23 protein-coding genes are annotated in these 24340 nt (G+C 53.2%); 8 read left to right on the top strand and 15 right to left on the bottom strand.

The window, feature by feature from the left end; translation table 11 throughout:
* Window positions 1-241 precede the first annotated feature (241 nt).
* Together acnB and yacL are read left to right on the top strand one after the other, a co-directional pair.
* Entirely contained in the window at window positions 242-2839 is a 2598-nt protein-coding gene (gene acnB, locus ACMWKA_RS18005; RefSeq protein WP_194500983.1) for a bifunctional aconitate hydratase 2/2-methylisocitrate dehydratase, read from the top strand.
* 189 nt (window positions 2840-3028) lie between these two features.
* Window positions 3029-3391: a protein YacL gene (gene yacL / locus ACMWKA_RS18000; RefSeq protein ID WP_045292712.1), complete on the top strand. Its 363-nt coding sequence runs from the start codon at window positions 3029-3031 to the stop codon at window positions 3389-3391.
* Between the two features lie 31 nt (window positions 3392-3422).
* Here yacL and speD read toward each other — a convergent pair whose 3' ends face one another.
* From speD to ACMWKA_RS17985, 3 genes are all read right to left on the bottom strand, one after another.
* The gene (gene speD / locus ACMWKA_RS17995) at window positions 3423-4217 is read right to left on the bottom strand and encodes an adenosylmethionine decarboxylase (protein ID WP_414760472.1); all 795 of its coding nucleotides are present in this window, start codon (window positions 4215-4217) and stop codon (window positions 3423-3425) included.
* Window positions 4218-5087 (bottom strand): polyamine aminopropyltransferase, encoded by an 870-nt coding sequence (gene speE, locus ACMWKA_RS17990; RefSeq protein ID WP_013095610.1) that lies wholly within the window; start codon window positions 5085-5087, stop codon window positions 4218-4220.
* Between the two features lie 114 nt (window positions 5088-5201).
* Entirely contained in the window at window positions 5202-5549 is a 348-nt protein-coding gene (locus ACMWKA_RS17985) for a YacC family pilotin-like protein (protein ID WP_014830675.1), read from the bottom strand.
* A gap of 145 nt (window positions 5550-5694) precedes the next feature.
* On the opposite strand from ACMWKA_RS17985, the gene cueO reads away from it, so the two are divergent.
* On the top strand, window positions 5695-7254 hold the full coding sequence (gene cueO / locus ACMWKA_RS17980; RefSeq protein WP_414760471.1) for a multicopper oxidase CueO: 1560 nt from the start codon (window positions 5695-5697) through the stop codon (window positions 7252-7254).
* A 132-nt stretch (window positions 7255-7386) separates the two neighbouring features.
* On the opposite strand, the gene ACMWKA_RS17975 is transcribed toward cueO, so the two are convergent.
* Window positions 7387-9777, bottom strand: a complete 2391-nt coding sequence (locus tag ACMWKA_RS17975; RefSeq protein ID WP_013095613.1) for a glucose/quinate/shikimate family membrane-bound PQQ-dependent dehydrogenase — start codon at window positions 9775-9777, stop codon at window positions 7387-7389.
* Between the two features lie 208 nt (window positions 9778-9985).
* On the opposite strand from ACMWKA_RS17975, the gene hpt reads away from it, so the two are divergent.
* On the top strand, window positions 9986-10522 hold the full coding sequence (gene hpt / locus ACMWKA_RS17970) for a hypoxanthine phosphoribosyltransferase (RefSeq protein WP_013095614.1): 537 nt from the start codon (window positions 9986-9988) through the stop codon (window positions 10520-10522).
* A 60-nt stretch (window positions 10523-10582) separates the two neighbouring features.
* Here hpt and can read toward each other — a convergent pair whose 3' ends face one another.
* Window positions 10583-11245 (bottom strand): carbonate dehydratase, encoded by a 663-nt coding sequence (can, locus tag ACMWKA_RS17965; RefSeq protein WP_013095615.1) that lies wholly within the window; start codon window positions 11243-11245, stop codon window positions 10583-10585.
* A 107-nt stretch (window positions 11246-11352) separates the two neighbouring features.
* On the opposite strand from can, the gene ACMWKA_RS17960 reads away from it, so the two are divergent.
* The 4 genes from ACMWKA_RS17960 to ACMWKA_RS17945 all read left to right on the top strand — a co-directional run bounded on the left by ACMWKA_RS17960 (window position 11353) and on the right by ACMWKA_RS17945 (window position 14902).
* Window positions 11353-12279, top strand: coding sequence for an ABC transporter ATP-binding protein (locus tag ACMWKA_RS17960; RefSeq protein ID WP_013095616.1), 927 nt, complete (start codon window positions 11353-11355; stop codon window positions 12277-12279).
* Window positions 12276-13046 (top strand): ABC transporter permease, encoded by a 771-nt coding sequence (locus ACMWKA_RS17955; RefSeq protein WP_058661965.1) that lies wholly within the window; start codon window positions 12276-12278, stop codon window positions 13044-13046. Before ACMWKA_RS17960 ends, ACMWKA_RS17955 begins: the two co-directional genes overlap by 4 nt.
* 104 nt (window positions 13047-13150) lie before the next feature.
* Window positions 13151-13591 (top strand): PTS sugar transporter subunit IIA, encoded by a 441-nt coding sequence (locus ACMWKA_RS17950; RefSeq protein ID WP_013095618.1) that lies wholly within the window; start codon window positions 13151-13153, stop codon window positions 13589-13591.
* Window positions 13592-13654: 63 nt separating this feature from the next.
* Window positions 13655-14902 carry a polysaccharide deacetylase family protein gene (locus ACMWKA_RS17945; RefSeq protein WP_029883642.1) on the top strand — a complete coding sequence of 416 codons (1248 nt, stop codon included), beginning with the start codon at window positions 13655-13657 and terminating at the stop codon, window positions 14900-14902.
* Window position 14903: 1 nt separating this feature from the next.
* Here the strand turns inward: ACMWKA_RS17945 and ACMWKA_RS17940 are convergent, their stop codons facing one another.
* From ACMWKA_RS17940 to panB, 10 genes are all read right to left on the bottom strand, one after another.
* Window positions 14904-15980, bottom strand: coding sequence for a fimbrial protein StkG (locus ACMWKA_RS17940; RefSeq protein WP_414760470.1), 1077 nt, complete (start codon window positions 15978-15980; stop codon window positions 14904-14906).
* 25 nt (window positions 15981-16005) lie between these two features.
* A complete protein-coding gene (locus ACMWKA_RS17935) occupies window positions 16006-16611 on the bottom strand; it encodes a fimbrial-like protein (RefSeq protein WP_072200412.1) in 606 nt (201 codons plus the stop codon).
* A gap of 29 nt (window positions 16612-16640) precedes the next feature.
* On the bottom strand, window positions 16641-17183 hold the full coding sequence (locus tag ACMWKA_RS17930) for a fimbrial protein (RefSeq protein WP_058650414.1): 543 nt from the start codon (window positions 17181-17183) through the stop codon (window positions 16641-16643).
* Between the two features lie 24 nt (window positions 17184-17207).
* Window positions 17208-17786 carry a fimbrial protein gene (locus tag ACMWKA_RS17925; RefSeq protein WP_058661962.1) on the bottom strand — a complete coding sequence of 193 codons (579 nt, stop codon included), beginning with the start codon at window positions 17784-17786 and terminating at the stop codon, window positions 17208-17210.
* Window positions 17787-17799: 13 nt separating this feature from the next.
* The gene (locus ACMWKA_RS17920; RefSeq protein ID WP_040022744.1) at window positions 17800-20379 is read right to left on the bottom strand and encodes an outer membrane usher protein; all 2580 of its coding nucleotides are present in this window, start codon (window positions 20377-20379) and stop codon (window positions 17800-17802) included.
* A 65-nt stretch (window positions 20380-20444) separates the two neighbouring features.
* Complete coding sequence (locus ACMWKA_RS17915) at window positions 20445-21182, bottom strand: fimbrial chaperone (RefSeq protein WP_414760469.1); 738 nt, start codon at window positions 21180-21182, stop codon at window positions 20445-20447.
* A 62-nt stretch (window positions 21183-21244) separates the two neighbouring features.
* Window positions 21245-21832: a fimbrial protein gene (locus ACMWKA_RS17910; RefSeq protein WP_013095626.1), complete on the bottom strand. Its 588-nt coding sequence runs from the start codon at window positions 21830-21832 to the stop codon at window positions 21245-21247.
* A gap of 395 nt (window positions 21833-22227) precedes the next feature.
* Entirely contained in the window at window positions 22228-22608 is a 381-nt protein-coding gene (gene panD / locus ACMWKA_RS17905; RefSeq protein WP_252016481.1) for an aspartate 1-decarboxylase, read from the bottom strand.
* Window positions 22609-22664: 56 nt separating this feature from the next.
* Window positions 22665-23516 (bottom strand): pantoate--beta-alanine ligase, encoded by an 852-nt coding sequence (gene panC / locus ACMWKA_RS17900; protein WP_047023389.1) that lies wholly within the window; start codon window positions 23514-23516, stop codon window positions 22665-22667.
* Between the two features lie 11 nt (window positions 23517-23527).
* The gene (gene panB / locus ACMWKA_RS17895) at window positions 23528-24319 is read right to left on the bottom strand and encodes a 3-methyl-2-oxobutanoate hydroxymethyltransferase (RefSeq protein WP_038418704.1); all 792 of its coding nucleotides are present in this window, start codon (window positions 24317-24319) and stop codon (window positions 23528-23530) included.
* Between the last annotated feature and the right edge of the window lie 21 nt (window positions 24320-24340).

Raw genomic sequence — 24340 nt, 5'->3', positions numbered from 1 at the left:
CAAATAAACCGCTACTTGGCGGTTTTTTTGTACCCAAAATTCGTCTCGTCTCCCCGCTACACCATGCTTAACGATTCAGCAAATTTTTTAATGTTGCTTTTTTGTAAACGGATTAACACTGTGCAGAAATCCTGCTATGCTGCCCGACGCGGTATCGGGCATTTACCCTACAAACTGCTGTCTCACAGGAGCGTGAAGAGAACGCCCGCCGCATATGACAATGAGAGCGAGGAGAACCGTCGTGCTAGAAGAATACCGTAAGCACGTAGCAGAACGTGCCGCCGAGGGAATTGTACCCAAACCGTTAGATGCAACCCAAATGGCCGCGCTCGTCGAGCTGCTGAAGAACCCGCCTAAGGGCGAAGAAGAATTCCTGTTAGATCTGCTGATCAACCGCGTACCGCCTGGCGTAGATGAAGCTGCCTACGTAAAAGCCGGATTCCTTGCTGCTATCGCCAAAGGCGAAGCCACCTCCCCACTGGTTACTCCTGAAAAAGCCATTGAACTGCTCGGCACCATGCAGGGTGGTTATAACATTCATCCGCTGATTGACGCGCTGGATAACGACAAGCTGGCACCGATTGCCGCTAAAGCGCTCTCTTCAACGCTGCTGATGTTCGATAACTTCTACGATGTGGAAGAAAAAGCCAAAGCAGGCAACGTCTATGCGAAGCAGGTGATGCAGTCCTGGGCCGATGCCGAATGGTTCCTGAGCCGTCCTGCGCTGGCTGAAAAAATTACCGTTACCGTATTCAAAGTCACCGGTGAAACCAACACCGATGACCTCTCTCCGGCACCGGATGCATGGTCTCGCCCGGATATCCCGCTGCACGCACTGGCGATGCTGAAAAACGCCCGTGAAGGCATTGAGCCGGATCAGCCAGGCGTTGTCGGCCCGATCAAACAGATCGAAGCGTTGCAGAAAAAAGGGTTCCCGCTGGCTTACGTCGGTGACGTAGTCGGTACCGGTTCTTCCCGTAAATCCGCCACTAACTCCGTCCTGTGGTTTATGGGTGACGATATTCCGCATGTGCCGAACAAACGCGGTGGCGGCCTGTGCCTGGGCGGTAAGATTGCCCCAATCTTCTTCAACACCATGGAAGATGCTGGCGCACTGCCAATCGAAGTGGATGTCTCTAACCTGAACATGGGCGACGTGATTGATGTTTACCCGTACAAAGGTGAAGTCCGTAACCACGACACCAACGAGCTGCTGGCGAGCTTCGAGCTGAAAACCGACGTACTGATCGACGAAGTGCGTGCCGGTGGCCGTATCCCGCTGATCATCGGTCGTGGCCTGACCACCAAAGCGCGTGAAGCGCTGGGTCTGCCGCACTCAGACGTGTTCCGTCATGCGAAAGACGTAGCAGAAAGCAATCGTGGCTTCTCGCTGGCGCAGAAAATGGTTGGCCGCGCGTGCGGCGTGGCCGGTATCCGTCCTGGCGCTTACTGCGAGCCGAAGATGACCTCTGTGGGCTCTCAGGACACCACTGGCCCAATGACCCGTGACGAGCTGAAAGACCTGGCGTGCCTGGGCTTCTCATCCGATCTGGTCATGCAGTCCTTCTGTCACACGGCGGCGTATCCGAAGCCGGTTGACGTAACCACGCACCACACGCTGCCAGACTTCATCATGAACCGTGGCGGCGTCTCCCTGCGTCCGGGCGACGGCGTTATCCACTCCTGGCTGAACCGTATGCTGCTGCCGGATACTGTAGGTACCGGCGGTGACTCCCATACCCGTTTCCCGATTGGTATCTCCTTCCCGGCGGGCTCCGGTCTGGTGGCGTTTGCCGCAGCGACCGGCGTGATGCCGCTGGATATGCCGGAATCGGTACTGGTGCGTTTCAAAGGTAAAATGCAGCCGGGTATCACCCTGCGCGACCTGGTTCACGCTATCCCGCTGTATGCCATCAAACAGGGCCTGCTGACCGTTGAGAAGAAAGGTAAGAAGAACATCTTCTCTGGCCGCATCCTGGAAATTGAAGGGCTGCCGGATCTCAAAGTTGAGCAGGCATTCGAACTGACCGATGCGTCCGCAGAGCGTTCCGCCGCGGGTTGTACCATCAAGCTGAACAAAGAGCCGATCATTGAGTATCTGAACTCTAACATCGTCCTGCTGAAGTGGATGATTGCGGAAGGCTACGGTGACCGTCGTACGCTGGAGCGTCGTATTCAGGGGATGGAGAAATGGCTGGCGGATCCGCAGCTGCTGGAAGCCGATGCTGACGCAGAATATGCGGCGGTGATCGATATCGATCTGGCAGACATTAAAGAGCCAATTCTCTGTGCGCCGAACGATCCTGACGATGCGCGTCTGCTGTCTGACGTGCAGGGCGATAAGATCGACGAAGTGTTCATCGGTTCCTGTATGACCAACATCGGTCACTTCCGTGCTGCCGGTAAACTGCTGGATACTCACAAAGGCCAGCTGCCAACCCGCCTGTGGGTAGCGCCACCAACCCGTATGGATGCGGCGCAGCTGACTGAAGAGGGTTACTACAGCGTGTTTGGTAAGAGCGGTGCGCGCATCGAAATCCCTGGCTGTTCCCTGTGTATGGGTAACCAGGCGCGCGTGGCTGACGGTGCGACGGTGGTCTCCACCTCTACCCGTAACTTCCCGAACCGTTTAGGTACCGGTGCGAACGTCTACCTGGCGTCTGCTGAGCTGGCGGCGGTTGCGGCGCTGATTGGCAAACTGCCAACGCCGGAAGAGTACCAGACCTTCGTTGCTCAGGTTGATAAGACGGCGGTGGATACCTATCGCTATCTGAACTTCGACCAGCTCTCTCAGTACACCGAGAAAGCTGACGGGGTGATCTTCCAGACGGCGGTATAAAAGCAAAACCGTCTCCACGAGACGGTTTTTAGTGTTTGCACCCTCTCCCGTGGGAGAGGGCCGGGGTGAGGGCATCAGGCCGCAGGGCCTTGCTCTCACCTTTTTATTTTCATTCCTCCCACCTCACACGCTTTTTTTCTTCCTCTCTGCTGCGATAATTACCGTAATGGCTTTGCAGAGGAAAACACTATGGATTACGAATTTCTGCGCGACATCACCGGGGTGGTGAAAGTGCGTATGTCGATGGGCCACGAAGCCGTTGGACACTGGTTTAACGAAGAAGTGAAAGAAAATCTTGCGCTTCTTGATGAAGTTGAACAGGCGGCGAATGCGATAAAAGGCAGTGAACGCTCCTGGCAACGTGCGGGTCATGAATACACGCTGTGGATGGATGGCGAAGAGGTGATGGTGCGGGCCAATCAGCTGGAATTCTCGGGCGACGAGATGGAAGAGGGGATGAGCTACTACGACGAAGAGAGCCTGTCGCTGTGCGGCGTGGAGGACTTTCTGCAGGTCGTGGCGGCGTACCGGGAGTTTATGAAACAGAAATAGCACACAGGAGCGTCCTTGCTCCGTGCGAGTCTTACACGGCCGGAATATTGCGGCCGTAGTAGATTTCGCGCATCTCTTTCCAGAGCAGGTCGGTAATGACCTTACGCTCATCTTCGCTTAAATCTTCTGGCTTTGTGTGGAACATGTAGTGCTTAAGGTCAAACCCCTTAAGCAGCATCTTGGTGTGGAAGATGTTCTCCTGATACACGTTCACGTCCATCATGTCGTACAGCGATTTCATGTCCTCGGACATAAAGTTCTGAATGGAGTTGATCTCGTGATCGATAAAGTGCTTCATGCCGTTGATATCGCGCGTAAAACCACGCACACGATAATCAATGGTGACGATATCGGATTCCAGCTGGTGAATTAAATAGTTCAGCGCGTTTAGTGGGGAGATCACGCCGCAGGTGGATACTTCAATATCGGCGCGGAACGTACACAGGCCGCCTTCCGGGTGGCTTTCCGGGTAGGTGTGCACGCAGATATGGCTTTTATCGAGGTGGGCGACAACCACTTCAGGCAGCGGGCCCGGGTGTTCGGTTTTGTCGATAAGCTTAGGATCGACCGGCTCTTCGCTGACCAGAATGGTCACGCTAGCGCCCTGAGGTTCATAATCCTGGCGGGCGATGTTCAGAATATTTGCGCCGATAATAGAGCAGGTTTCCGACAGGATCTCGGTCAGTCGGTTGGCATTGTAGAGTTCATCGATATAGGCGATGTAGCCATCGCGCTCTTCCGCTGTTTTGGCATAGCAGATATCGTAAATACAAAAACTCAGGCTTTTGGTCAGGTTGTTAAAGCCATGCAGTTTAAGCTTTTTCAATTAGTTCACCCCCTGGGAGGACAGTGCATCTTGCAGGTACTGCGGCAAGGCGAAGGCTGCGGTATGGACCGCCGGATTGTAGTAACGGCACTGGAGACCTGCCTGATGGAAGCGCGCCTGGATAATCTCCGTGGAGAGATGACGCAGGACGTCGTTATCCGTCGCCCAGGCAAAGGTCATGATCCCGCCGTAGTAGGTCGGAATGGCAGCCTGATAGAAGCTAACATCGCCAAAATAGGTGCTCAGTTTGCGGTGGCTGTCGAGCGCTTCATCCTGCTGCAGGAAGCAGACGCCATTTTGCGCCACGAAGATACCGCCAGGGTTCAGACAACGCTTGCAACCCTCGTAGAACGATGAGGTAAATAGCGAGGCTCCCGGGCCGATAGGGTCGGTACAGTCGGAGATAATAACGTCAAACGTCTGGGTCGTCTGGTTGACGAAGTTCACGCCATCGTCAATCACCAGCTTAAAGCGCGGATCGTCGTAGCTACCCGCATTATGGTTAGGCAGGTACTGACGACAGAATGAGACCACGCCCGCGTCGATCTCTACCATGGTGATGGTTTCAATGGACTGGTGGCGGGAGACTTCGCGCAGCATCGCCCCGTCGCCGCCGCCGATAATCAGCACGTGCTTCGCGTGACCATGAGCCAGCAGCGGGACGTGGGTCATCATCTCATGATAGATAAACTCATCTCGCTCGGTGGTTTGCACCACGCCGTCCAGCGCCATCACGCGGCCAAAAGCGGCATTCTCGAAGATGATCAGATCCTGATGATCGGTTTTCTCATGATAAAGCACGTTATCAACGGCAAAGTACTGACCAAACTGGTCATGCAGTGTTTCATGCCACAACGTGTGGTCGGCCATACGCAGACTCCTCTTCGTTAACATCCGTTACACTCACGAAAAATGAGCGAAACATGATAGCTAACTATAACCGTGGTTGCACGGTTCCAGGCGAAACAAGAGGCGTCGGGAAGGTTATTTCACGTAGGCGAGCAGGCTAAGCGAATCGCGGGCCAGCGCTTTGCATTTTTTTGCCGTTGGGATGCCAATACCGCTTAAATCACGGTAACTGTCTTCACCGAGCGCTTTCATGTCGAAGCTGTCGTAGTTGCTGAGGTCCCATTGGTTCTGCTGGGCAAAAAAGACCAGTGCGCGACGAATTTGCCCGTTGGGTAAATTCTGGTAGCCACAATCATTTTTCAGGAACACAAAAACCGCCGTCAGATCGGCCATATCTTCCGCTTCATTTTCACTGAGCGCATAGCTGTTCGCACACATTGCCATCAGGCTGGTGAACAAAATTGTCCTGAAAAACGTCTTCATTGCTTCTACCACTGCATCACGGAAAATTAACGTTAGCATATTTGGTGCCAGTGCGACGATCTTTATTATTGCCGCGTAACTTGACCTTCCGGTAAGGGGAGGGTTTATGCTCAAAAGATCGTCTGCACGAAATAAGGAAATGAATATGCAACGTCGTGAATTTCTAAAATATTCCGTTGCGTTGGGGGTTGCCAGCGCATTACCACTGTGGAGTCGCGCGGTTCTGGCGGCTGACAGACCTGCCTTACCCATTCCTGATTTATTGACCGCCGATGCCCGTGGCCGTATCCAGCTGGTGGTTCAGTCCGGTAAAACGGCCTTTGGCAAATATAACGCCACCACCTGGGGCTATAACGGCAATGTGCTTGGCCCGGCGTTGCAGTTGCGCAGAGGAAAAGCCGTCACCGTTGATATTCACAACACGCTGGCAGAAGAGACGACGCTGCACTGGCACGGGCTGGAAGTGCCGGGCGAGGTCGACGGCGGCCCGCAAGGCATTATAAAAGCGGGCGGGAAGCGCACCGTGACCTTTACCCCCGAGCAGCGGGCGGCGACCTGCTGGTTCCACCCGCATCAGCATGGTAAAACGGGCCATCAGGTGGCCATGGGGCTGGCAGGTCTGGTGCTGATTGAAGATGACGAAAGTCGCCTGCTGCGTCTGCCCAAACAGTGGGGTATCGACGATGTGCCGGTCATTGTGCAGGACAAAAAATTCTCCACAGACGGTCAGATTGATTATCAGCTGGATGTGATGACCGCGGCGGTAGGCTGGTTTGGCGATACGCTGCTGACCAATGGCGCGATCTACCCCCAGCACGCTGCACCAAAAGGCTGGCTGCGGTTACGTCTGCTCAACGGATGCAACGCGCGCTCGCTGAACTTTGCCACCAGCGATAATCGTCCGCTGTACGTCGTAGCGAGCGACGGAGGACTGCTGCCTGAGCCGGTCAAAGTGAATGAACTCCCTGTGCTGATGGGCGAGCGCTTTGAGGTGCTGGTGGACATCAGCGACGGTAAGTCATTTGACCTGGTGACGCTCCCGGTCAGCCAGATGGGGATGGCCGTTGCGCCATTCGATAAGCCACACCCGGTTTTACGTATTCAGCCGCTGCAGATCACCGCCTCCGGTACGCTGCCGGACACCTTAACCACGCTGCCGGCACTTCCGTCGCTGGCTGGGCTTACGCAACGTAAGCTGCAGCTCTCCATGGATCCGATGCTCGACATGATGGGCATGCAGGCGCTGATGAAAAAGTATGGCGATCAGGCGATGGCGGGGATGCACCACGGGCAGATGATGGGCCATATGAACATGGATCACGGCAAGATGGGCGGTATGAATCACGGCGGTCACGGGTTTGATTTCCACAATGCCAATATGATCAACGGCAAAGCGTTCGATATGAACACGACAATGTTTGCTGCTACAAAAGGGCAGTTTGAGCGCTGGGTGATTTCAGGCGAAGGCGACATGATGCTGCATCCGTTCCATATTCACGGCACCCAGTTCCGTATTCTTTCAGAGAACGGCAAAACGCCGGATGTGCATCGCGCGGGCTGGAAAGATACAGTGAGAGTGGAAGGCGGCGTCAGCGAGGTGCTGGTGAAGTTTGACCACGAGGCGCCAAAGGAGTTTGCCTATATGGCGCACTGTCATCTGCTGGAGCATGAAGATACGGGGATGATGCTGGGTTTTACCGTATAAAAAAGCCGGGTGGCGGCTTCGCCTTACCCGGCCTACATTTCGCAGGTGCGGCCTGATGCCCTCACCCTGGCCCTCTCCCGGTGGGAGAGGGAACAAACATAAAAAACGGCAACCGAGGTTGCCGTTTTGCATTTATTTTGCGTCATCCGGCAACGCATACGCGACAATATAGTCGCCCATCTTCGTGCCAAACGAACCGTGACCGCCCGCAGAGATGACTACGTACTGCTTGCCATTCACTTCATAGGTCATCGGCGTTGCCTGTCCACCGGCTGGCAGACGGCCTTGCCACAGTTTCTCACCGTTGGTCATGTTGTACGCGCGCAGGTAGTTATCTGCGGTTGCCGCGATGAACAGCACGTTACCGGCGGTGGAAATTGGGCCACCCAGCATTGGCATACCCATGTTGAACGGCACCGGAACCGGCATCGGGAACGGCATGCTGTCCTGCGGGGTACCAATACGTTTTTTCCACACGATCTGGTTGGTTTTCAGATCCAGACCGGAGATATATCCCCAGGCAGGCTGTTTACACGGCAGACCAAACGGAGACAGGAACGGATTCAGGGTCACGCCAAACGGTACGCCATACTGCGGCTGAATACCGGCTTCGGTACCGCTGCCTTTCGCGTCTTTCGGCTGCTCCATCGGGTTACCTGGACCACGTGGGATCAGTTTAGAGACAAACGGCAGCGCCATCGGGTTGGCGATCGCTACCTGGCGGTTAGGGTCAACGGAGATCCCGCCCCATTCGAACATCCCAAGGTTACCCGGGAAGACTAGCGTGCCCTGCTCAGAAGGTGGGGTAAAGATGCCTTCATAGCGCAACTGATGGAACATTACGCGGCACACCAGCTGGTCAAACATGGTGGCACCCCACATGTCTGCGCCGCTGAGGTCTTTCTTCGGACGGAAGCTCAGTTCGGAGAACGGCTGCGTTTTCGTGACGTAATCGCCTTTAGCCGCACCCTGAGGAACCGGTTTTTCCGGTGCAGGCACAACCAGCTCGCCGTTACGACGGTCCAGTACGAAGATGTTACCGGTTTTCGCCGGAGCATAAATCACCGGAACGGTTTTGCCGTTAACGGTAATGTCCGCCAGCGTTGGCTGGGACGGCATATCCATATCCCACAGATCGTGGTGTACGGTCTGGTAGCTCCACGCCAGTTTACCGGTTGTCGCGTTCAGCGCCAGAATGGAGCTGGCATAACGTTCCTGCTCAGGGGTACGGTTACCGCCCCAGATATCAGGCGTGGTCACGCCCATTGGCAGGTAGACCAGATCCAGCTTCGCATCATACGCAGCCGGTGCCCAGGAGTTTGGCGAGTTGAAGGTAAAGGTGTGTTCATCAGACGGGATTGCGTTAGGATCTTTCGCGCCCGGATCGAAGGCCCACAGCAGTTTACCGGTATTCACGTCGAAACCACGGATAACGCCAGAGGTTTCGCGGGTAGAGAAGTTATCCGTGACCGAACCAGCAATCACGATGGTTTTATCGGTGATGATTGGCGGTGAGGTGGGTTCATACAGACCCGGCGTGGTGTCCGGCATGTTGGTCTGCAGGTTCAGGATACCTTTGTTGGCGAAGGTTTCGCACAGCTTGCCCGTTTCGGCGTTAATTGCGAACAGGCGGCCATCGTTCACCGGCAGCATAATGCGGCGAGGACAGTCGGCAATGACGTCCGGGCTGGCATTATCCGCACGCGCTTCGTGGTAAGAGACACCGCGGCAGGTGATGTGCTGGAACGACGGGTTGGAGTTCAGCTGCGGATCGAAGTGCCATTTCTCTTTACCGGTGGCCGCGTCGAGCGCGAACAGGCGCTGGTGCGCCGTACACAGATAAAGCATGTTGCCCACTTTAATTGGCGTCACTTCGTTGGTCAGTTCACCCGGATCGTTCGGCATTTTCAGATCGCCGGTACGGAATACCCAGGCTTCTTTCAGGTTTTTCACGTTGTCCGCGTTGATCTGCTTCAGCGGGGAGTAGCGCTGACCTTCCTGGTTACGGCCATACGCTGGCCAGTCGCCGTCAGCCACCTGCGAGATAGCCGCCGCAGGGGTGGATTCTGCATTCAGCGTACCGTTGATCTCCTGCGGGTCGTTAAAGCCGGCCCAGGTCAGGATACCGCCACTGATTAGCAGAGCGACAAGCAGCGCTGCAACGGCACCGCTGGAAGGCACAATCAGGCGACGCCAGACGAACGGCAGGATCAGCCAGATACCGAAGAAGACCAGAATGTCGCTGCGTGGCGTCAGTGCCCAGAAGTCGAACCCGACTTCCCAGACGCCCCAGATCATGGTTGCGAGGAGTAATGCCGCATAAAGCCACAGTGCGGATTGTTTTCTACGCCAGAGCAGAACAGTTACGCCAAGCATAACCAGGCCCGCAATGGGGTAGTACCAGGAGCCGCCGATTGCGACCAGCCAGACGCCACCGATTAACAGGTACAGGCCGCAGAAGGCGGCGAATAACGCTGTTAGTGTCACCAGTAGACGCGGCTGTTTAGAGTTTGTTTCAGCCATAGAAAGTGTACTCGTCAGTTTTTGTTAATAATTTGCTAGCAACTAATTATAGGTATTAACAAGTGTGATCGGAATCACAATATTTGCTTTTTATAACTCATACGCCAGGCTTAGCCATTTGCTGATATAATGGCTGGCTTGCGTATCGATGCCGGAATAACACTCATCCGCATTGAGAGATTTTCATTAAAATCATATGGTTAGTAATATGAAACATACTGTTGAAGTGATGATCCCGGAAGCCGAGATCAAAGCGCGTATCGCCGAACTGGGTCGTCAAATCACCGAACATTACAAGGACAGCGGCAGCGAAATGGTGCTGGTTGGTCTGTTGCGTGGCTCTTTCATGTTCATGGCAGACCTGTGCCGTGAAGTGCAGGTGTCACATGAGGTCGATTTTATGACCGCCTCCAGCTACGGCAGCGGCATGTCCACAACCCGTGATGTGAAAATCCTGAAAGATCTGGATGAAGATATTCGTGGCAAAGATGTGTTGATCGTCGAAGACATCATCGACTCCGGTAACACGCTTTCTAAAGTGCGCGAGATCCTGAGCCTGCGTGAGCCGAAATCCCTGGCCATCTGTACTCTGCTGGATAAACCAGACCGCCGTGAAGTGCAGGTACCGGTGGAGTTTGTTGGTTTCTCTATTCCGGACGAGTTCGTCGTCGGTTACGGTATTGACTACGCGCAGCGTTACCGCCATCTGCCGTATGTTGGGAAAGTGGTATTGCTGGACGAGTAGTTGCGGCCTGATGCTCTCACCCCGTCCCTCTCCCACAGGGAGAGGGCGAAAATCCCCGCTTTATTTATGGTTCACATGCTTAAGCTTGAGGTTGGCAATGCCCGAACGGTAACGCTGCTCCAGCGTTTCGCGGTTGGTGGCGGTCACTTCCAGATTGCGCAGCAGGCCGTCGTGAATGCCGTACGCCCAGCCGTGGATAGAGACCTTCTGACCGCGCTTCCACGCTGACTGCATGATCGTTGAATGACCCAGGTTATACACCTGCTCCATCACGTTCAGTTCACACAGCGTGTCCATCCGGCGCTCCTGCGGCATTTCACCCAGCAGTGAGCTATGTTTGAACCAGATATCGCGGATGTGCAGCAGCCAGTTATCGATGAGCCCCAGTTCCGGGTTTTCCACAGCGGCCTGCACGCCGCCGCAGCCGTAGTGACCGCAAATAATGATGTGCTCGACCTCCAGGACGTCTACGGCGTACTGAACGACAGACAGGCAGTTGAGATCGGTATGAATCACCAGGTTGGCAACGTTACGGTGAACAAACAGTTCGCCGGGCTCAAGGCCCGTCAGTCGCTCAGCCGGAACACGGCTGTCGGAACATCCAATCCAGAGAAAGCGTGGATTCTGCGCTTGCGCGAGCTTTCCAAAAAAACCGGGGTCTTCCTCCACCAGCATTTTTGACCATAGTGCATTGTTGCTGATGAGTGTATCTATGTTGTTCATGGAGGTTAGCGACCTGTAACCAAGTGATTGCGTTGCGCTACTATAGGGTAACCCGACTTTTAATGAAACCACACAACGTGTGTCAGAACCTAAGGTAAGTTTAATTCATGGCGATTGCACTGGAGCTTGAGCAGCTTAAAAAAACCTATCCGGGCGGCGTTCAGGCGCTACGCGGGATAGATCTCAAAGTAGAAGCGGGGGATTTCTATGCGCTTCTGGGGCCGAACGGCGCGGGGAAATCGACGACCATCGGCATTATCAGCTCGCTGGTCAATAAGACCTCTGGCCGGGTCTGCGTGTTTGGCTACGATCTGCAAAAAGATGTGGTCAACGCCAAACGTCAGCTCGGCTTGGTACCGCAGGAGTTCAACTTCAACCCGTTTGAGACGGTGCAGCAGATCGTCGTCAACCAGGCGGGCTACTACGGCGTTGAGCGAAAAGAAGCGTTAGCTCGCAGCGAAAAGTACCTGAAGCAGCTTGATCTATGGGAAAAACGTAACGAACGTGCGCGTATGCTGTCTGGCGGCATGAAGCGCCGTCTGATGATTGCCCGTGCGCTGATGCATGAGCCAAAACTGTTGATCCTCGACGAGCCCACCGCCGGGGTAGATATTGAGCTTCGTCGCTCAATGTGGGGGTTCCTGAAAGATCTCAACGACAAAGGCACCACCATTATTTTGACGACGCACTACCTTGAAGAAGCGGAAATGCTTTGCCGTAACATCGGCATCATTCAGAACGGCGAGCTGGTGGAAAACACCTCAATGAAGGATCTGCTCTCGAAGCTCAAATCAGAAACGTTCATTCTGGATCTGGCGGCAAAAAGCGCGCTGCCGAAGCTTGAAGGGTACCAGTATCGCCTGGTCGACACCTCCACGCTGGAGGTGGAAGTATTGCGGGAGCAGGGCATTAACAGCGTCTTCTCCCAGCTGAGTGCTCAGGGCATTCAGGTTTTAAGTATGCGTAACAAAGCGAACCGACTGGAAGAGCTGTTTGTCTCTCTGGTGCAGGATAAACAAGGAGACAAGGCATGACGCATCTTTATTGGGTCGCGCTGAAAAGCATCTGGGCGAAAGAGATTAACCGCTTTATGCGCATCTGGGTACAAACCCTGGTGCCGCCGGTGATCACCATGACGCTCTATTTCATCATCTTCGGTAATCTGATTGGCTCCCGCATTGGTGAGATGCATGGCTTTACCTATATGCAGTTTATCGTTCCGGGTTTGATCATGATGGCGGTGATCACCAACGCCTATGCCAACGTGGCTTCGTCTTTCTTTAGCGCTAAGTTCCAGCGCAACATTGAGGAGCTGCTGGTGGCACCGGTGCCAACGCATGTAATCATCGCGGGTTACGTTGGCGGTGGTGTGGCGCGCGGCCTGTGCGTCGGGATCCTGGTGACGGCTATCTCCTTGTTCTTCGTGCCGTTCCAGGTGCACTCCTGGCTGTTCGTGGGGCTGACGCTGCTGTTGACGGCGATCCTGTTTTCGCTTGCCGGTCTGCTGAACGCGGTGTTTGCCAAAACGTTTGACGATATCAGCCTGATCCCGACCTTTGTGCTGACGCCGCTGACCTATCTGGGTGGGGTGTTTTATTCCCTGACGCTGCTGCCGCCGTTCTGGCAGGCGTTGTCGCACCTGAACCCGATTGTCTACATGATCAGCGGTTTCCGCTTCGGCTTCCTCGGCATTACTGACGTACCGCTGTTCACTACCGTTGCGGTGCTGGTGGTGTTTATCGTCACCTTCTACCTGCTGTGCTGGTACTTAATCCAGCGCGGACGCGGACTGCGCAGCTAACCTTCCGCCCGGTGACTTTCGGGTTGCCGGGCCTTTTCTTTGACTGTTATCACCGTAAGCTAATCTTCACTTCGCTAAACTACTCGCCTGCTAAGGAGAGAGTTATGCTGGGATGGGTCATTACCTGCCACGATGAACAGGCGCAAGAGATGTTGATAAAGCTTGAAGCCAGGTTTGGTCCACTGGCGCAATGTCGTGCGGTGAATTACTGGCAAGGGCTGAGCACCAACATGCTGAGCCGGATGATGTGTGATGCCCTGCATGAAACCGACACTGGCGAAGGCGTTATCTTTCTCACCGATAAATCTGGCGCTGCGCCGTATCGTGCGGCCGCTCTGTTGAGCCACAAACACGACTGCTGCGAAGTGATCTCCGGTATTGATCTTCCCCTGCTTGAGTTAATGTATCCACGGCGTGAATTATTAAGCAGCGCAGAGTTTCGCGATGCCATCGTGGCGCAGGGTGAGCCGGGCGTCAGCAGCTTGTGGCATCAGCAGCAGAAAAATCCCCCCTTCGTTCTTCTTCACGACCTGTATAAGAATTAAACATTGGTATTGATGGTGCATTTGTTACAATGGCACCAGTTTATTCGTACCGATATCACATACATGTTCACGCGTATTTTGTTCCTGTGCCTGCTGGTTCTCTCTGGCGGGGCATCAGCCAGTTTATTAAGTCAGCAAGGTCTTCCTGCCCAGTACATGCAAACCACTGAAGATGCGGCTATCTGGGCGCAGGTGGGAAACGAGGTCGTTAACGTCGGCCATGTCAGGGCCGGACAGATCCTTGCCGTTGTGCCTACCGCTGCGGATTATTACGAGTTTCGCTTCGGCTTCGGGACGGGATTTATCGATAAAGGCCATCTGGAGCAGGTGCAGGGAAAGCAGCGCGTTGAGGACAGCCTTGGCGATCTTAATAAGCCGCTCAGTAATCAAAACCTGATCACCTGGAAAGACACACCGGTCTACAACGCGCCGTCCAGCGGCAGTGCGCCATTCGGTACGCTGAGCGCCAATCTTCGATATCCGGTTTTAAGCAAACTCAAAGACCGCTTGAACCAGACGTGGTACCAGATCCGTATCGGCAACCGACTGGCATGGATCAGCAGCCTGGACGCGCAGGAAGATAATGGCCTCCCGGTGCTGACCTACCATCATATTCTGCGTGATGAAGAGAACACGCGCTTCCGGCATACCTCTACCACCACCAGCGTGCGCGCGTTCAATAACCAGATGGCCTGGCTGCGTGACCAGGGGTATACCACCCTGACGATGTATCAGCTGGAAGGGTATGTACGTAACAAACTGAACCTGCCGGCCAAATCGGTAGTGATCACGTTTGATGACGGGCTAAAGTCCGTAAGCCGCTATGCTTACCCGATTCTGAAAGAGTACGGGTTTAACGCCACGGCGTTTATCATCTCATCCCGCATTAAGCGACATCCGCAGAAGTGGGATCCGAAATCACTGCAGTTTATGAGCGTTCAGGAGCTGAAGGGCATCCAGGACGTGTTTGATATTCAGTCCCACACGCATTTCCTGCACCGCGTGGATGGTAACAAGCATCCGATTCTACTGAGCCGCAGCTACCACGTGATTTTGTTTGATTTCGAACGCTCGCGCCGGGCGCTGGCGCAGTTTAACCCGCGCGTGCTGTATCTCTCTTATCCGTTTGGTGGCTATGACAATAAAGCCATAAAAGCCGCGAATGACGCCGGTTTTCATCTCGCAGTGACAACGGTAAAAGGGAAGGTCAAGCCGGGGGATAATCCGTTCTTACTGAAACGCCTGTACATCTTAAGAACGGATTCGCTGGAGACCATGTCGCGGCTGATCAGCAACCAGCCGCAGGGCTAAGCTACTCGTAGGTGAACTGCAATGTGCCGATGGCGCTGAACGTGCCAGAGGTGACTTTTTCTGTACCAGACTTAACTAACCGGGCCGTAAGTAACCAGCTGAATATCGCAAGGGTAGTGTTCTCTTGTGCGGTAAAGCTGCTAGTTGAATTAGGCACTATCTGCTTGTTATTCGGCCACAACAGTAACACGCCCACGCCTTTTGCCGCGTTCGACGATGCGGTGTTGGCGAGTAATGAGCCATCGGTCCCGGTTGTTTTACTGGTGGTCAACGTCACGGTGACTTTACGGGTGTTGGTGCAATTCCCTGTCACCCCAAAATCGGCGTTTATGGTTTTATCGTTCTCGATATCGGATACACCATAATCCCCCAGGTCTACGGTTTTGGGAGCCGTGAGCGTGCAGGTGGGTTTTTCTATTGGTGTAATGAAGGCCATATTGGCTATGGTAATGGTCGGTTTGGGATGATCGTCTGGATCGGATCCCACCGGGTCTCCAATGGTAATTTTTCCAATTGTTCCACCAACCGGGCCAATAGATACTACGTTAGCAGGAATACCGGCAAACGTGGGAAGTTGGTAAAATTCGACCATGACCCGCCAGGCGCGATTATCCAGCAGCTCATCCTGGTCATTCATGTGTAATGCAAGAAACCAGCTCGTACTGGGAGCGAAATAGGCCGTGGCAGTATTGTCTACTGTGCCAAAAGCCAGAGCATAGGCTATTCCGGTTACATTGGTTTTGAATAAAGCTTTCCCATCAATACTGCCGACTAACAGACTGGCGTCTGCCAGGGTGAAAATGTTTTCGCCATGTTTTCCTAACGTGCATTTACTATTTAATCCGGGGCTCAGATCCAGGCGATATAGCGAGCTGATTTTTGTAGGAACAGCGACATTATCCACGATTTGCAGGGTCGGCTTTGCGCCATTGTAGTCGCCGATGGACTGCGTGTCGCCAAATCGAAATTTACATTCAAAATCTGCATGGGCGTAAAAGGCGCTCATGGTTAAAAGCATAAATAAAATGATAAAACCGTTAAAACGTGGGGACACGGTTATCCCAGGACGCTGTGCCATAATTGTTCCTTTTTAGCGTTGCCTGTTAGCGATATGTCACGCTGACTAATGCGCGCGCGGTCACTTTTCCTGCGCTGACCGGGCCGTAATTTTGGTAGCGGGCGTAAAAGTTATACGCTTTCAAATAGCTTTGTTGGTCTGATGGGGTCGCTATTTTGACCTCCACATCAGACTGCCCCTCGCTGTCGAGGACGTTTTGATTATTGGATTCAGAAAAAATAACAATCCCCACGTTTTCAGCGCCGCCAGCAAGGGCGGATGTTTCATTACTTAATATCTGTTTTGAAATCCCATCAATTTGGGCAGACTGCGGTTTAAAGGTAAAGTGCAGCGCTTGCCCGGCTCCCGATTCATCCCCGCTGCAGTCCACAACCTCAATCATAAAGCGTGTTCCTCCCGCGGGGTCTGCTGGTTGAAGTCGATCGGTGCCCTCCGCGGTATAAAACCACGTTTTTCCCACCGTTGGCAGCGTTACGCTTCCACTTTCTGGAATACTGACCTGGCACGTATTGTTGATAATATTTGCCGTCATATCCATTTCCAGGCTGGAGGCAAAACCCGCTGCGGGAAACCCCAGGCAGAGGGCCAGCCATGACATCGCATTTCTTAAGATTAAGCGGGACTGGAACATCCTGTTTAAGCTACCTGTCTGAATAAACATTATTGATAGGTCACAGTAAACGTCACGGGCGCATTGACCGAACCTGTCGTCACGTCCGAAATCGTTTTACCATTTGCAATGACGATGCGCGCATCCATTTCAAAATTTCCCGTCCCGTTAGACAGGTTGATGACAGACGTCGGGACAGTGGCGCAGTTCAATATGGAGCCTGAGTCGACAGAGCCTTTCCAGATTTCAAAGCCGACGTTATGCCCGGCTGCATATGCGTTACCGGTACACGACCCGCCTGCACCCGGCATGGCCTGAATGGCGGCGTTTTTTACCCCGGCACAGTTCGTGAAGGCAATTTTGAAGGTTTCTCGTCGGCTCTGGCTCACCAGGTCAGACTTAAACACATCGCCAAACGGCAAAATGTCAATCGGGGCTCCGCTGGCGTTTTGAATCTCCGCGTTACAGGTCCCGGCCTCAATGGTGGATGTAAACGTTGCCTGCACGCTCGTCGTCCCCGTAATCGCACTTAACGCAACGGAAGGCAGGGTGGCAGTCATTGCAAGCACCAGTAATGTCATTTTCATTTTCATATCAACGCTCCGCATTGCTGCCAGTTATTCATAGGTGAAATTAAACGTAGCGATACCGCTAAAATTGCCGGTCGTGCCCTGGCCGTTTGCGGTTTCCACCAGCGTCGCCAGAAGTGGTACCTCGCCAGCACTTATCTCTCCGCTCGACCAGACGAGGCGCTGTGTATCGGTGGATGAATTAATGACAAAAGGGGCATTCGGGGTGGCGGTACGGGAAATCGCCACGCCAATATTTTCCGCACTGCCGTCGCCGGAAAGTGAGTTCTTAATTGCCGTCGTCAGCGGGCTGGCGCTACCGCTGATGGTGGTTTTCAGCGATGCCAGACTCGGCGGGCATGAGACCATTTTGAGTTTAAAGTTGGTCGTGGCTTTGGCATTTTTCAGGATGATGTAATCCAGGCGCACCTTGCCGTTAGTCCCAATGGGGATAACGTTGCTGGCGCCATCACCGCTGCCACCTTCGATTTTCATATCGCAGGTGGTGTCACGGATATTTGCGGTAAAGGTAATATCGAGATTATCGGCGTGTGTTTCCAGCGACAGCGCCATTAGCCCCGTGCTTAAAATAACTAACCCTGTTTTTTTCCAGGCTCTAAAAAGCATGTTTTAACTCCCTTTATAAGGCTGTGACGCGGCAGGTCTGGCCCGTCAGCAGCGTTGTCGGTCCAATCTTTTTCGCATCCGGTGGGATGTGGTAGGAGACGGTACAGGATGTGCCGGGCTCATTTCCCCAGACGATGTTTAACGTCCCTTTATCTTCAATTCCGCGGATCCAGGCCTGCCCGGCCTGACCCACGCTACCCACGGATACGCCCTGGTCGGTTTGCACATCGGCGCCTAACGGGATAAACCCGCCATCGTCACGCATCAGTTCCATTAACACTGAGCGCCCCTGATCGGTTTCAAAGTTAACCAGCACAACGGCACCGCTACGGGGAACGGTGGTGGAGCGGGTATTTTTCACTTCCACGTCAGAGTGCATTTCGCTGATATCAAGACCAACGCTGTTTTCACGGTAGGCGGAAAGATAGGGCATAAGGGCATAGCCTGAGGCGCCGATTTCACCGTTACCGATAGAGACGCGGGCGCCTTCTGCCCCCTCAGCTTTAATTAAGGCAAGCGTATCGCTTTCGCTGATGCTGCCAGGGGCGAGTGTTACGCCACCGGAGTGCAGAACCATTCCGCCGCTATAGCTGGCAGAATATTGTCGTGTACCGTCATCTGAGGCGGAGACGGAAAGGCTTAGCGGTCCATGCGGGCCGTTGTAACTGCCGTACCCGCTTAACTGATTTAACGTATCGTCGTAACGCGTGGTGCTTTCGGTAATGCTGTAACTGAAGCGGTTATCTTCGGTGTTGCCATTGGCGCTGGCGTTAAAGCTACTGCCGCCTTTTAAATCGCTGCCGATGCCCGTCGTGAGTGAGGAGAAGCCACCCGCTCGCTTGCTGTTACCCATCAGCGTGTCGAATGGAATCGTGAGGTTCAGATAGACGCTGTCATCTTTTTCCCCAAACTCATTGTAGGTGCGCTGCACGGTGAGGCTATAACTTCCCCAGCTTAACGAATGACTGTGGCCAACCGAGTATTGCGCCGACGAACTGCTTTCATTCCAGTAGTCCTGCCAGGTTGAGTTGACATACAGCGATCCCAAATCAAGATCGGCAATATTCAGCGGTTGGCTGATATTCACCTGGATCTGGTTTTTCATGCGCTGGAAGGTCTGATACACGTCGCTGTTGTTACGTTCCGGGTTACGCTCCCTGTCACGGTATTTGATCTCATTGGTCAACGAGGCCGCATCGTTCAGGCTGAGATAGTCAGACGTCGAAAACCGGTAGGCGGCGACGTTGAAAGAGGTATTCGTGGCTTCCATAAGTTTGCTGTAGGAGACGCGATAACTTTCGCCCGTGAGATGTCGTAAGCCGTCTATCCGGGCATCCGAATGCGTGACATCAAGAGCGAATGCGCCGACTCCGGTATTCATGGCAATACCCAACAATGCGGCGTAGAAATCGCTATCGGTATATTCCAGGCCCGCATACCCCGTGAAGGTATTGGTTAAGCCATAGTAGCCCGTTGCATATCCCACCTTTGGTTTGTCACGCAGGCTGTCGTCACGCAGTTCACCCACGCCGACATCCCATCGGGAGTAGCCAGGACGAAGCATTTGTGCGACGGAAGAATAGGCGACTGAGAAGGAACGTTTGCTCCCATCCGTTTCTTCTACCGTGACAATGAGATCGCTACCGTAACCTGTTGTACTGAGATCGGTGATTTCAAACGGTCCTGGGGGGACGGAGGTTTCGTAAATCGTATTGCCGCTTTGGGCGATCGTGACTTTGGCGTTGCTGTTTGCAACCCCTCGGATCACCGGCGCATAGGTCGATATACCATTCGGAAGCATACGGTCATCGTTATATAAACGCGCCCCGCGCAGGCTAATGGAATCGAAGGCGTCGCCACGGGTATAGGAATCGCCGGCGATAAACTGCGCTTTCAGCGGCGTGATATCACGCTGAAGATAGATATCCTGGCTGGCGTAATGGGTACCGGAATCCTGATCCCAGTTCAGGTTGCCTCGCGCCCGGAGTCGCCATGGCCCAAGGTTTGCCCCATAGCGCAGACCAGCATAGGCCGTATCAGTGCTGGAATCCGGCATGTCTGCGTGCCAGCCGTTAAGATCCCATGAGAGCATGGCCACCGGGATCCCGTCTTCCCACAGTGAAGGATCGACAAATCCCGCTGGACGCTGAATGACGAAAGCCTGAGGAATGGAAAGGTCTAACTCCTGTGTGGAGGGATCGTAAGCCACACGCGAGCCGGGATAGGCGTCTGGCATAGAGACACAGGTGTCAGCAGAATCCTCCTCAGGGTGTTTCAGTTGCTCGGTGGTGACATTTGCTTGCGTGAGTAGTTTCGGGGTGATGCAGGGAGTGGCGCGCGGTGTGCCATTCTCCTTAAACAGAAGATCCGTGGTAACGGAAGGTTTCCCGTTAACGATCATCTTCACCTTATAGGTTCCGGCAATAACAGGGTTGCCTTTTGAAAAACGACTGATATCAATGGATGCGCCAGTGTTATAAAGAAACTGCTCGTTAAACTGCACGTCTTCTTCGTTATTATTTTCAGCAGCAAATGCACATAACGGCAATACCGCACTTATCGATAAACATAGTAGCGAACGTCTAAAGTGCATGATGAACTCTGTCCCAGGGCAACGCTAATTATAGTTTTTGTGAATGTTCTGAAGCTGACAGGGAATCAATGCGGTATAGACTCATACTTATCAATTCCACCGAAATCATTAATGGCTTGCCAGGTTATTTTGCTATTTCCAGATGAGGTGTAATTTTTCACATTCATCGTCTGGCTTGAGAACGGTTCAATATAATGCGTTTCGATCTCGTAACTTTTACCGCCTGAAATAAGCGCCGCACTTGCCAGCGACACATAATAAGGCGAGTCATTTTTCGCACTTAAAACGATTTTTTGCCCTTGTCGGGTTTGGGACCAATTAAGATTTTTGGCCGCGTCTGTCGGTTCCCCTTTTAACCCAGTGGGACGGAAAAAGAGTTTAATACGGGTGCGGAAAGCAAGCTGAAGCATACTTTGGTTATCGCTCTCCTTAGCCTTCGGCGGAACTTCCAGAACGTTAAACCAGAACAGCGACTCTTTATCTTTTGGCAATGCCTGACCCAGCCAGGTGATTCTGACGGTTTGCCCTTTTTGCGGTTCAACACGTGAAACGGGCGGCGTCACAATAAAAGGAAGTTTCAGCTCCTGAGGGTTAGTGGTATCTCTTCCATCATCGAGCCAGGTCTGTACCAGCAGAGGCCGGGTGCCACGGTTATCCATTGACACCGTTACGTCTTTTGCCGATTCAGGATAAATGACACGGGTGCCGGAAATCACAATATCTGCACTGGCGTTAAGAGCAAACACGCTCATCGAGGCCAGCAGCAGGGCTTTTAGTCCGCTCTTAATATTCAGTACGTACATGTAAACTCTCAATAAATACGCAAAAATGTGCCCAACAGGGCACATTAACGGGAGGGATAAAATTATTCGTAGCTCATGGTGAAGTACGCGTTGGCGCTGACTTTACCTGACTGCACTGGGTTCGTGTCTTTCACCCAGTTGGAACCCGGAACGTATGCAACGCGATAGAACAGCTTGCCGGAACCGGCGGTGAGATTGGCTTTCTGCGTATTATTAGCAGGCTGGCCGACCATAATACGAGAAGATTCGGTAGGGGCATTATTATACAAGGCAAGTGCAACGTTGGTTGCTGAGCCTGCTACGTTGGCGTCAGGTTCAATAGTACCGTTTGCAATGGCACCCATATTTTTTGACATAAAGCTTGCTGAAGCAGTCTTTAATGTTCCTGGGCAGTTGGTGAGCAGCAGTTCAAAATTCTTAGAGCCGACACCGGTATCGACGGTGGTTGATTCAACATCAGATTTTTTAACAACTGGTAAGGTAATAGTAATATTATTTTGTGATTCACCATTGGCGGTGGAAATATTACACGTTGTGTCTGTTACCGCACCGTCAAATGTGATTAAACCGATATCGGTGTCTGCTATTGCTGAAAAAGAACCCATTGCAAACAAAGTTACAGCTGAAGCTAATAACGTTTTTTTTAACATAATTTAAATTCCATTTAAAAACATTGTACAGATTTAATTTAAGCAAAATGATGATAGGGATCTATGAATGGGTTGGGTATTTAAAATTGCTAAAAGCCATTATTAGAAAAATTGAATGTTTGATAAGTTATTGAAAATGATCTTTAAATTTGTTTTGAATGAACGGAGAGAGACGATTTTTATTGCGGCCAAATTATATTGCATTGTTTAGATTATAAATGGCAAAGATCATTCCTTTAATTATATCATTCAGAATAATGTTTTTTTTAAACCAAGAGAAACGCTGAGAGAGGAGAAAATAGGGGAAATAAATAGAGGAGAGGCTATGTATACAAAAAAAGGATGTTTTCTTTACCTTTGAGGAGCGGAACCTGAAGGCTCCGCTCCTGGCGGCATCAGGCAACCTGTACCGGAATCGCCTTTGCGGTGCGTTTCATCTCGTTGTCGCCTTCAAAATAGGCGACTTTAGGCTGCCAGCGGCGCGCCTCTTCGTCGGACATCATGACGAAGCTCGCGATGATGAGAATATCCCCTACGTCAGCACAGTGCGCGGCGGCACCGTTAACGGAGATGATCTTAGACCCACGCTCTGCGGCAATCGCGTAGGTGGAGAAGCGTTTGCCGTTGTTCACGTTCCAGATATCAATCGCTTCGTTTTCAAGAATACCCGCCGCGTCGAGAAAATCCTGATCGATCGCGCAGGAGCCTTCATAGTGCAGGTCGGCCTGCGTGACTTTCACACGGTGAAGCTTACCTTGCAGCATTTTGCGAATCATTACGTGTACCTTTAATCATGCGTTAACCCCTCCTGTAAGAGGGGAGGGTAAGAAGGTTATGCCAGTTCAACCACTTTGTTGTCGATAAGGCGCGCCTGGCCGAGCCATGCAGCCACCAGAATAACCGCGCGCTTGCTGGCGTCGGTTAACTCAAGCAGCGTGTCAGCATCACGGATTTGAATATCGTCAGCGCGGAAGCCTTTATCGTTCAGCGCTTGCTCAGCAAGGGCCACGATCTCTTCAGTGGTCAACTCTTTCGCCGACAGTTGCTCTGCCATGCTATTCATGACTTTGCTTAATCCTGGGGCAATCTTACGCTGGTCAGCGGTCAGATAACCGTTACGGGAGCTGAGCGCCAGACCGTCTTTGGCGCGTACAATCGGCACGCCCACGATCTCGATATCATAACCCATGTCGGCAACCATCTTACGGATCAGCGCCAGCTGCTGGAAATCTTTCTCACCAAAGCAGGCTACGTCCGGCTGCACCAGGTTGAACAGCTTGCTGACGATGGTAGACACGCCGCGGAAGTGGCCTGGACGGCTGGCCCCTTCGAGCATGGTCGAAATGCCCGGGACATCAACGTACGTGGACTCTTCCGTACCCTGAGGGTAGACATCTGCGGGTGCCGGCGCAAAGACGAAGTCCGCATGGCGCTTTTTCAGCTTCTCGCAATCTTCCTGCAGCGTACGAGGATAGCGCGCCAGGTCGTCCGCGCGGTCAAACTGCATCGGATTAACGAAGATACTGACCACCACGATATCTGCACGGGCTTTCGCTTCGTCGACCAGTTTCATATGGCCGTCATGCAGGTTACCCATGGTCGGGACCAGTGCGATACGTTTACCTTCCTGTCGTGCACGGCGAATATGCTGGCGAAGCAGCGGCAGGGTTTCAATGATTAGCACAACGAGACTCCTTAATGGAAACTGTGTTCTTCACCCGGGTAAACACCGGATTCGACGTCGGCAATATACTGCCTGACCGCAGCGCGCATGTCGCCCGCTTCAGTAAGGAAATTTTTGGCGAATTTCGGGATATGGCCGCCGGTGATGCCAAAGGCGTCGTGCATCACCAGAATCTGACCGTCGGTCACGTTGCCAGCCCCAATCCCGATGACCGGAATAGACAGCGCGTCGGTGATGCGTTTTGCCAGCTCAACCGGTACACATTCCAGCACCAGCAGCTGTGCGCCCGCCGCTTCCAGCGCGAGGGCATCGTCAAACAGCGTCTGCGCGGCATCACCGCGGCCCTGCACCTTGTAACCGCCAAAGATATTGACGGACTGTGGCGTAAGGCCCAGATGTCCGCACACCGGCACGGCGCGCTCGGTAAGCATTCTTACCGTCTCCACCAGCCAGGCGCCGCCTTCGATTTTGACCATATTAGCACCGGCGCGCATCACGGCCGCCGCATTGTCGAAAGCCTGCTCTGGCGTGGCGTAGGCCATAAACGGCAGATCGGAAAGCAGAAGGCAGGCAGGTGCACCACGGCGCACGGCTCGGGTGTGGTAAGCAATATCCTCGACCGTGACCGGCAGGGTAGAGTCATGTCCTTGTACCGTCATCCCTAACGAGTCCCCGACCAGCATGACGTTGATCCCCTCTTCGGCAAACAGTTTGGCGAAGCTGTAGTCATATGCGGTGATGGTGGCGAAGCGTCTCTTTTCCTGTTTGCATTTCTGCAGTAAGGAGATGGTGGTTGGTTTCATACTGTTTCCTGATAACCCAAA

It is taken from the genome of Enterobacter sp. 03-F-07-AD-ECC (assembly GCF_047530935.1).
In the GTDB taxonomy this organism is placed as follows: domain Bacteria; phylum Pseudomonadota; class Gammaproteobacteria; order Enterobacterales; family Enterobacteriaceae; genus Enterobacter; species Enterobacter cloacae.
This window is presented reverse-complemented; position numbering and strand designations above follow the sequence as displayed.

Coding starts and splice junctions, on each gene's coding strand:
- yacL (WP_045292712.1), top strand. CDS start 3,029: ATGGATTACGAATTTCTGCGCGACATCACCGGGGTGGTGAAAGTGCGT.
- speE (WP_013095610.1), bottom strand. CDS start 5,087: ATGGCCGACCACACGTTGTGGCATGAAACACTGCATGACCAGTTTGGT.
- ACMWKA_RS17985 (WP_014830675.1), bottom strand. CDS start 5,549: ATGAAGACGTTTTTCAGGACAATTTTGTTCACCAGCCTGATGGCAATG.
- cueO (WP_414760471.1), top strand. CDS start 5,695: ATGCAACGTCGTGAATTTCTAAAATATTCCGTTGCGTTGGGGGTTGCC.
- ACMWKA_RS17975 (WP_013095613.1), bottom strand. CDS start 9,777: ATGGCTGAAACAAACTCTAAACAGCCGCGTCTACTGGTGACACTAACA.
- hpt (WP_013095614.1), top strand. CDS start 9,986: ATGAAACATACTGTTGAAGTGATGATCCCGGAAGCCGAGATCAAAGCG.
- can (WP_013095615.1), bottom strand. CDS start 11,245: ATGAACAACATAGATACACTCATCAGCAACAATGCACTATGGTCAAAA.
- ACMWKA_RS17960 (WP_013095616.1), top strand. CDS start 11,353: ATGGCGATTGCACTGGAGCTTGAGCAGCTTAAAAAAACCTATCCGGGC.
- ACMWKA_RS17955 (WP_058661965.1), top strand. CDS start 12,276: ATGACGCATCTTTATTGGGTCGCGCTGAAAAGCATCTGGGCGAAAGAG.
- ACMWKA_RS17950 (WP_013095618.1), top strand. CDS start 13,151: ATGCTGGGATGGGTCATTACCTGCCACGATGAACAGGCGCAAGAGATG.
- ACMWKA_RS17945 (WP_029883642.1), top strand. CDS start 13,655: ATGTTCACGCGTATTTTGTTCCTGTGCCTGCTGGTTCTCTCTGGCGGG.
- ACMWKA_RS17940 (WP_414760470.1), bottom strand. CDS start 15,980: ATGGCACAGCGTCCTGGGATAACCGTGTCCCCACGTTTTAACGGTTTT.
- ACMWKA_RS17935 (WP_072200412.1), bottom strand. CDS start 16,611: ATGTTCCAGTCCCGCTTAATCTTAAGAAATGCGATGTCATGGCTGGCC.
- ACMWKA_RS17930 (WP_058650414.1), bottom strand. CDS start 17,183: ATGAAAATGAAAATGACATTACTGGTGCTTGCAATGACTGCCACCCTG.
- ACMWKA_RS17925 (WP_058661962.1), bottom strand. CDS start 17,786: ATGCTTTTTAGAGCCTGGAAAAAAACAGGGTTAGTTATTTTAAGCACG.
- ACMWKA_RS17920 (WP_040022744.1), bottom strand. CDS start 20,379: ATGCACTTTAGACGTTCGCTACTATGTTTATCGATAAGTGCGGTATTG.
- ACMWKA_RS17915 (WP_414760469.1), bottom strand. CDS start 21,182: ATGTACGTACTGAATATTAAGAGCGGACTAAAAGCCCTGCTGCTGGCC.
- ACMWKA_RS17910 (WP_013095626.1), bottom strand. CDS start 21,832: ATGTTAAAAAAAACGTTATTAGCTTCAGCTGTAACTTTGTTTGCAATG.
- panD (WP_252016481.1), bottom strand. CDS start 22,608: ATGATTCGCAAAATGCTGCAAGGTAAGCTTCACCGTGTGAAAGTCACG.
- panB (WP_038418704.1), bottom strand. CDS start 24,319: ATGAAACCAACCACCATCTCCTTACTGCAGAAATGCAAACAGGAAAAG.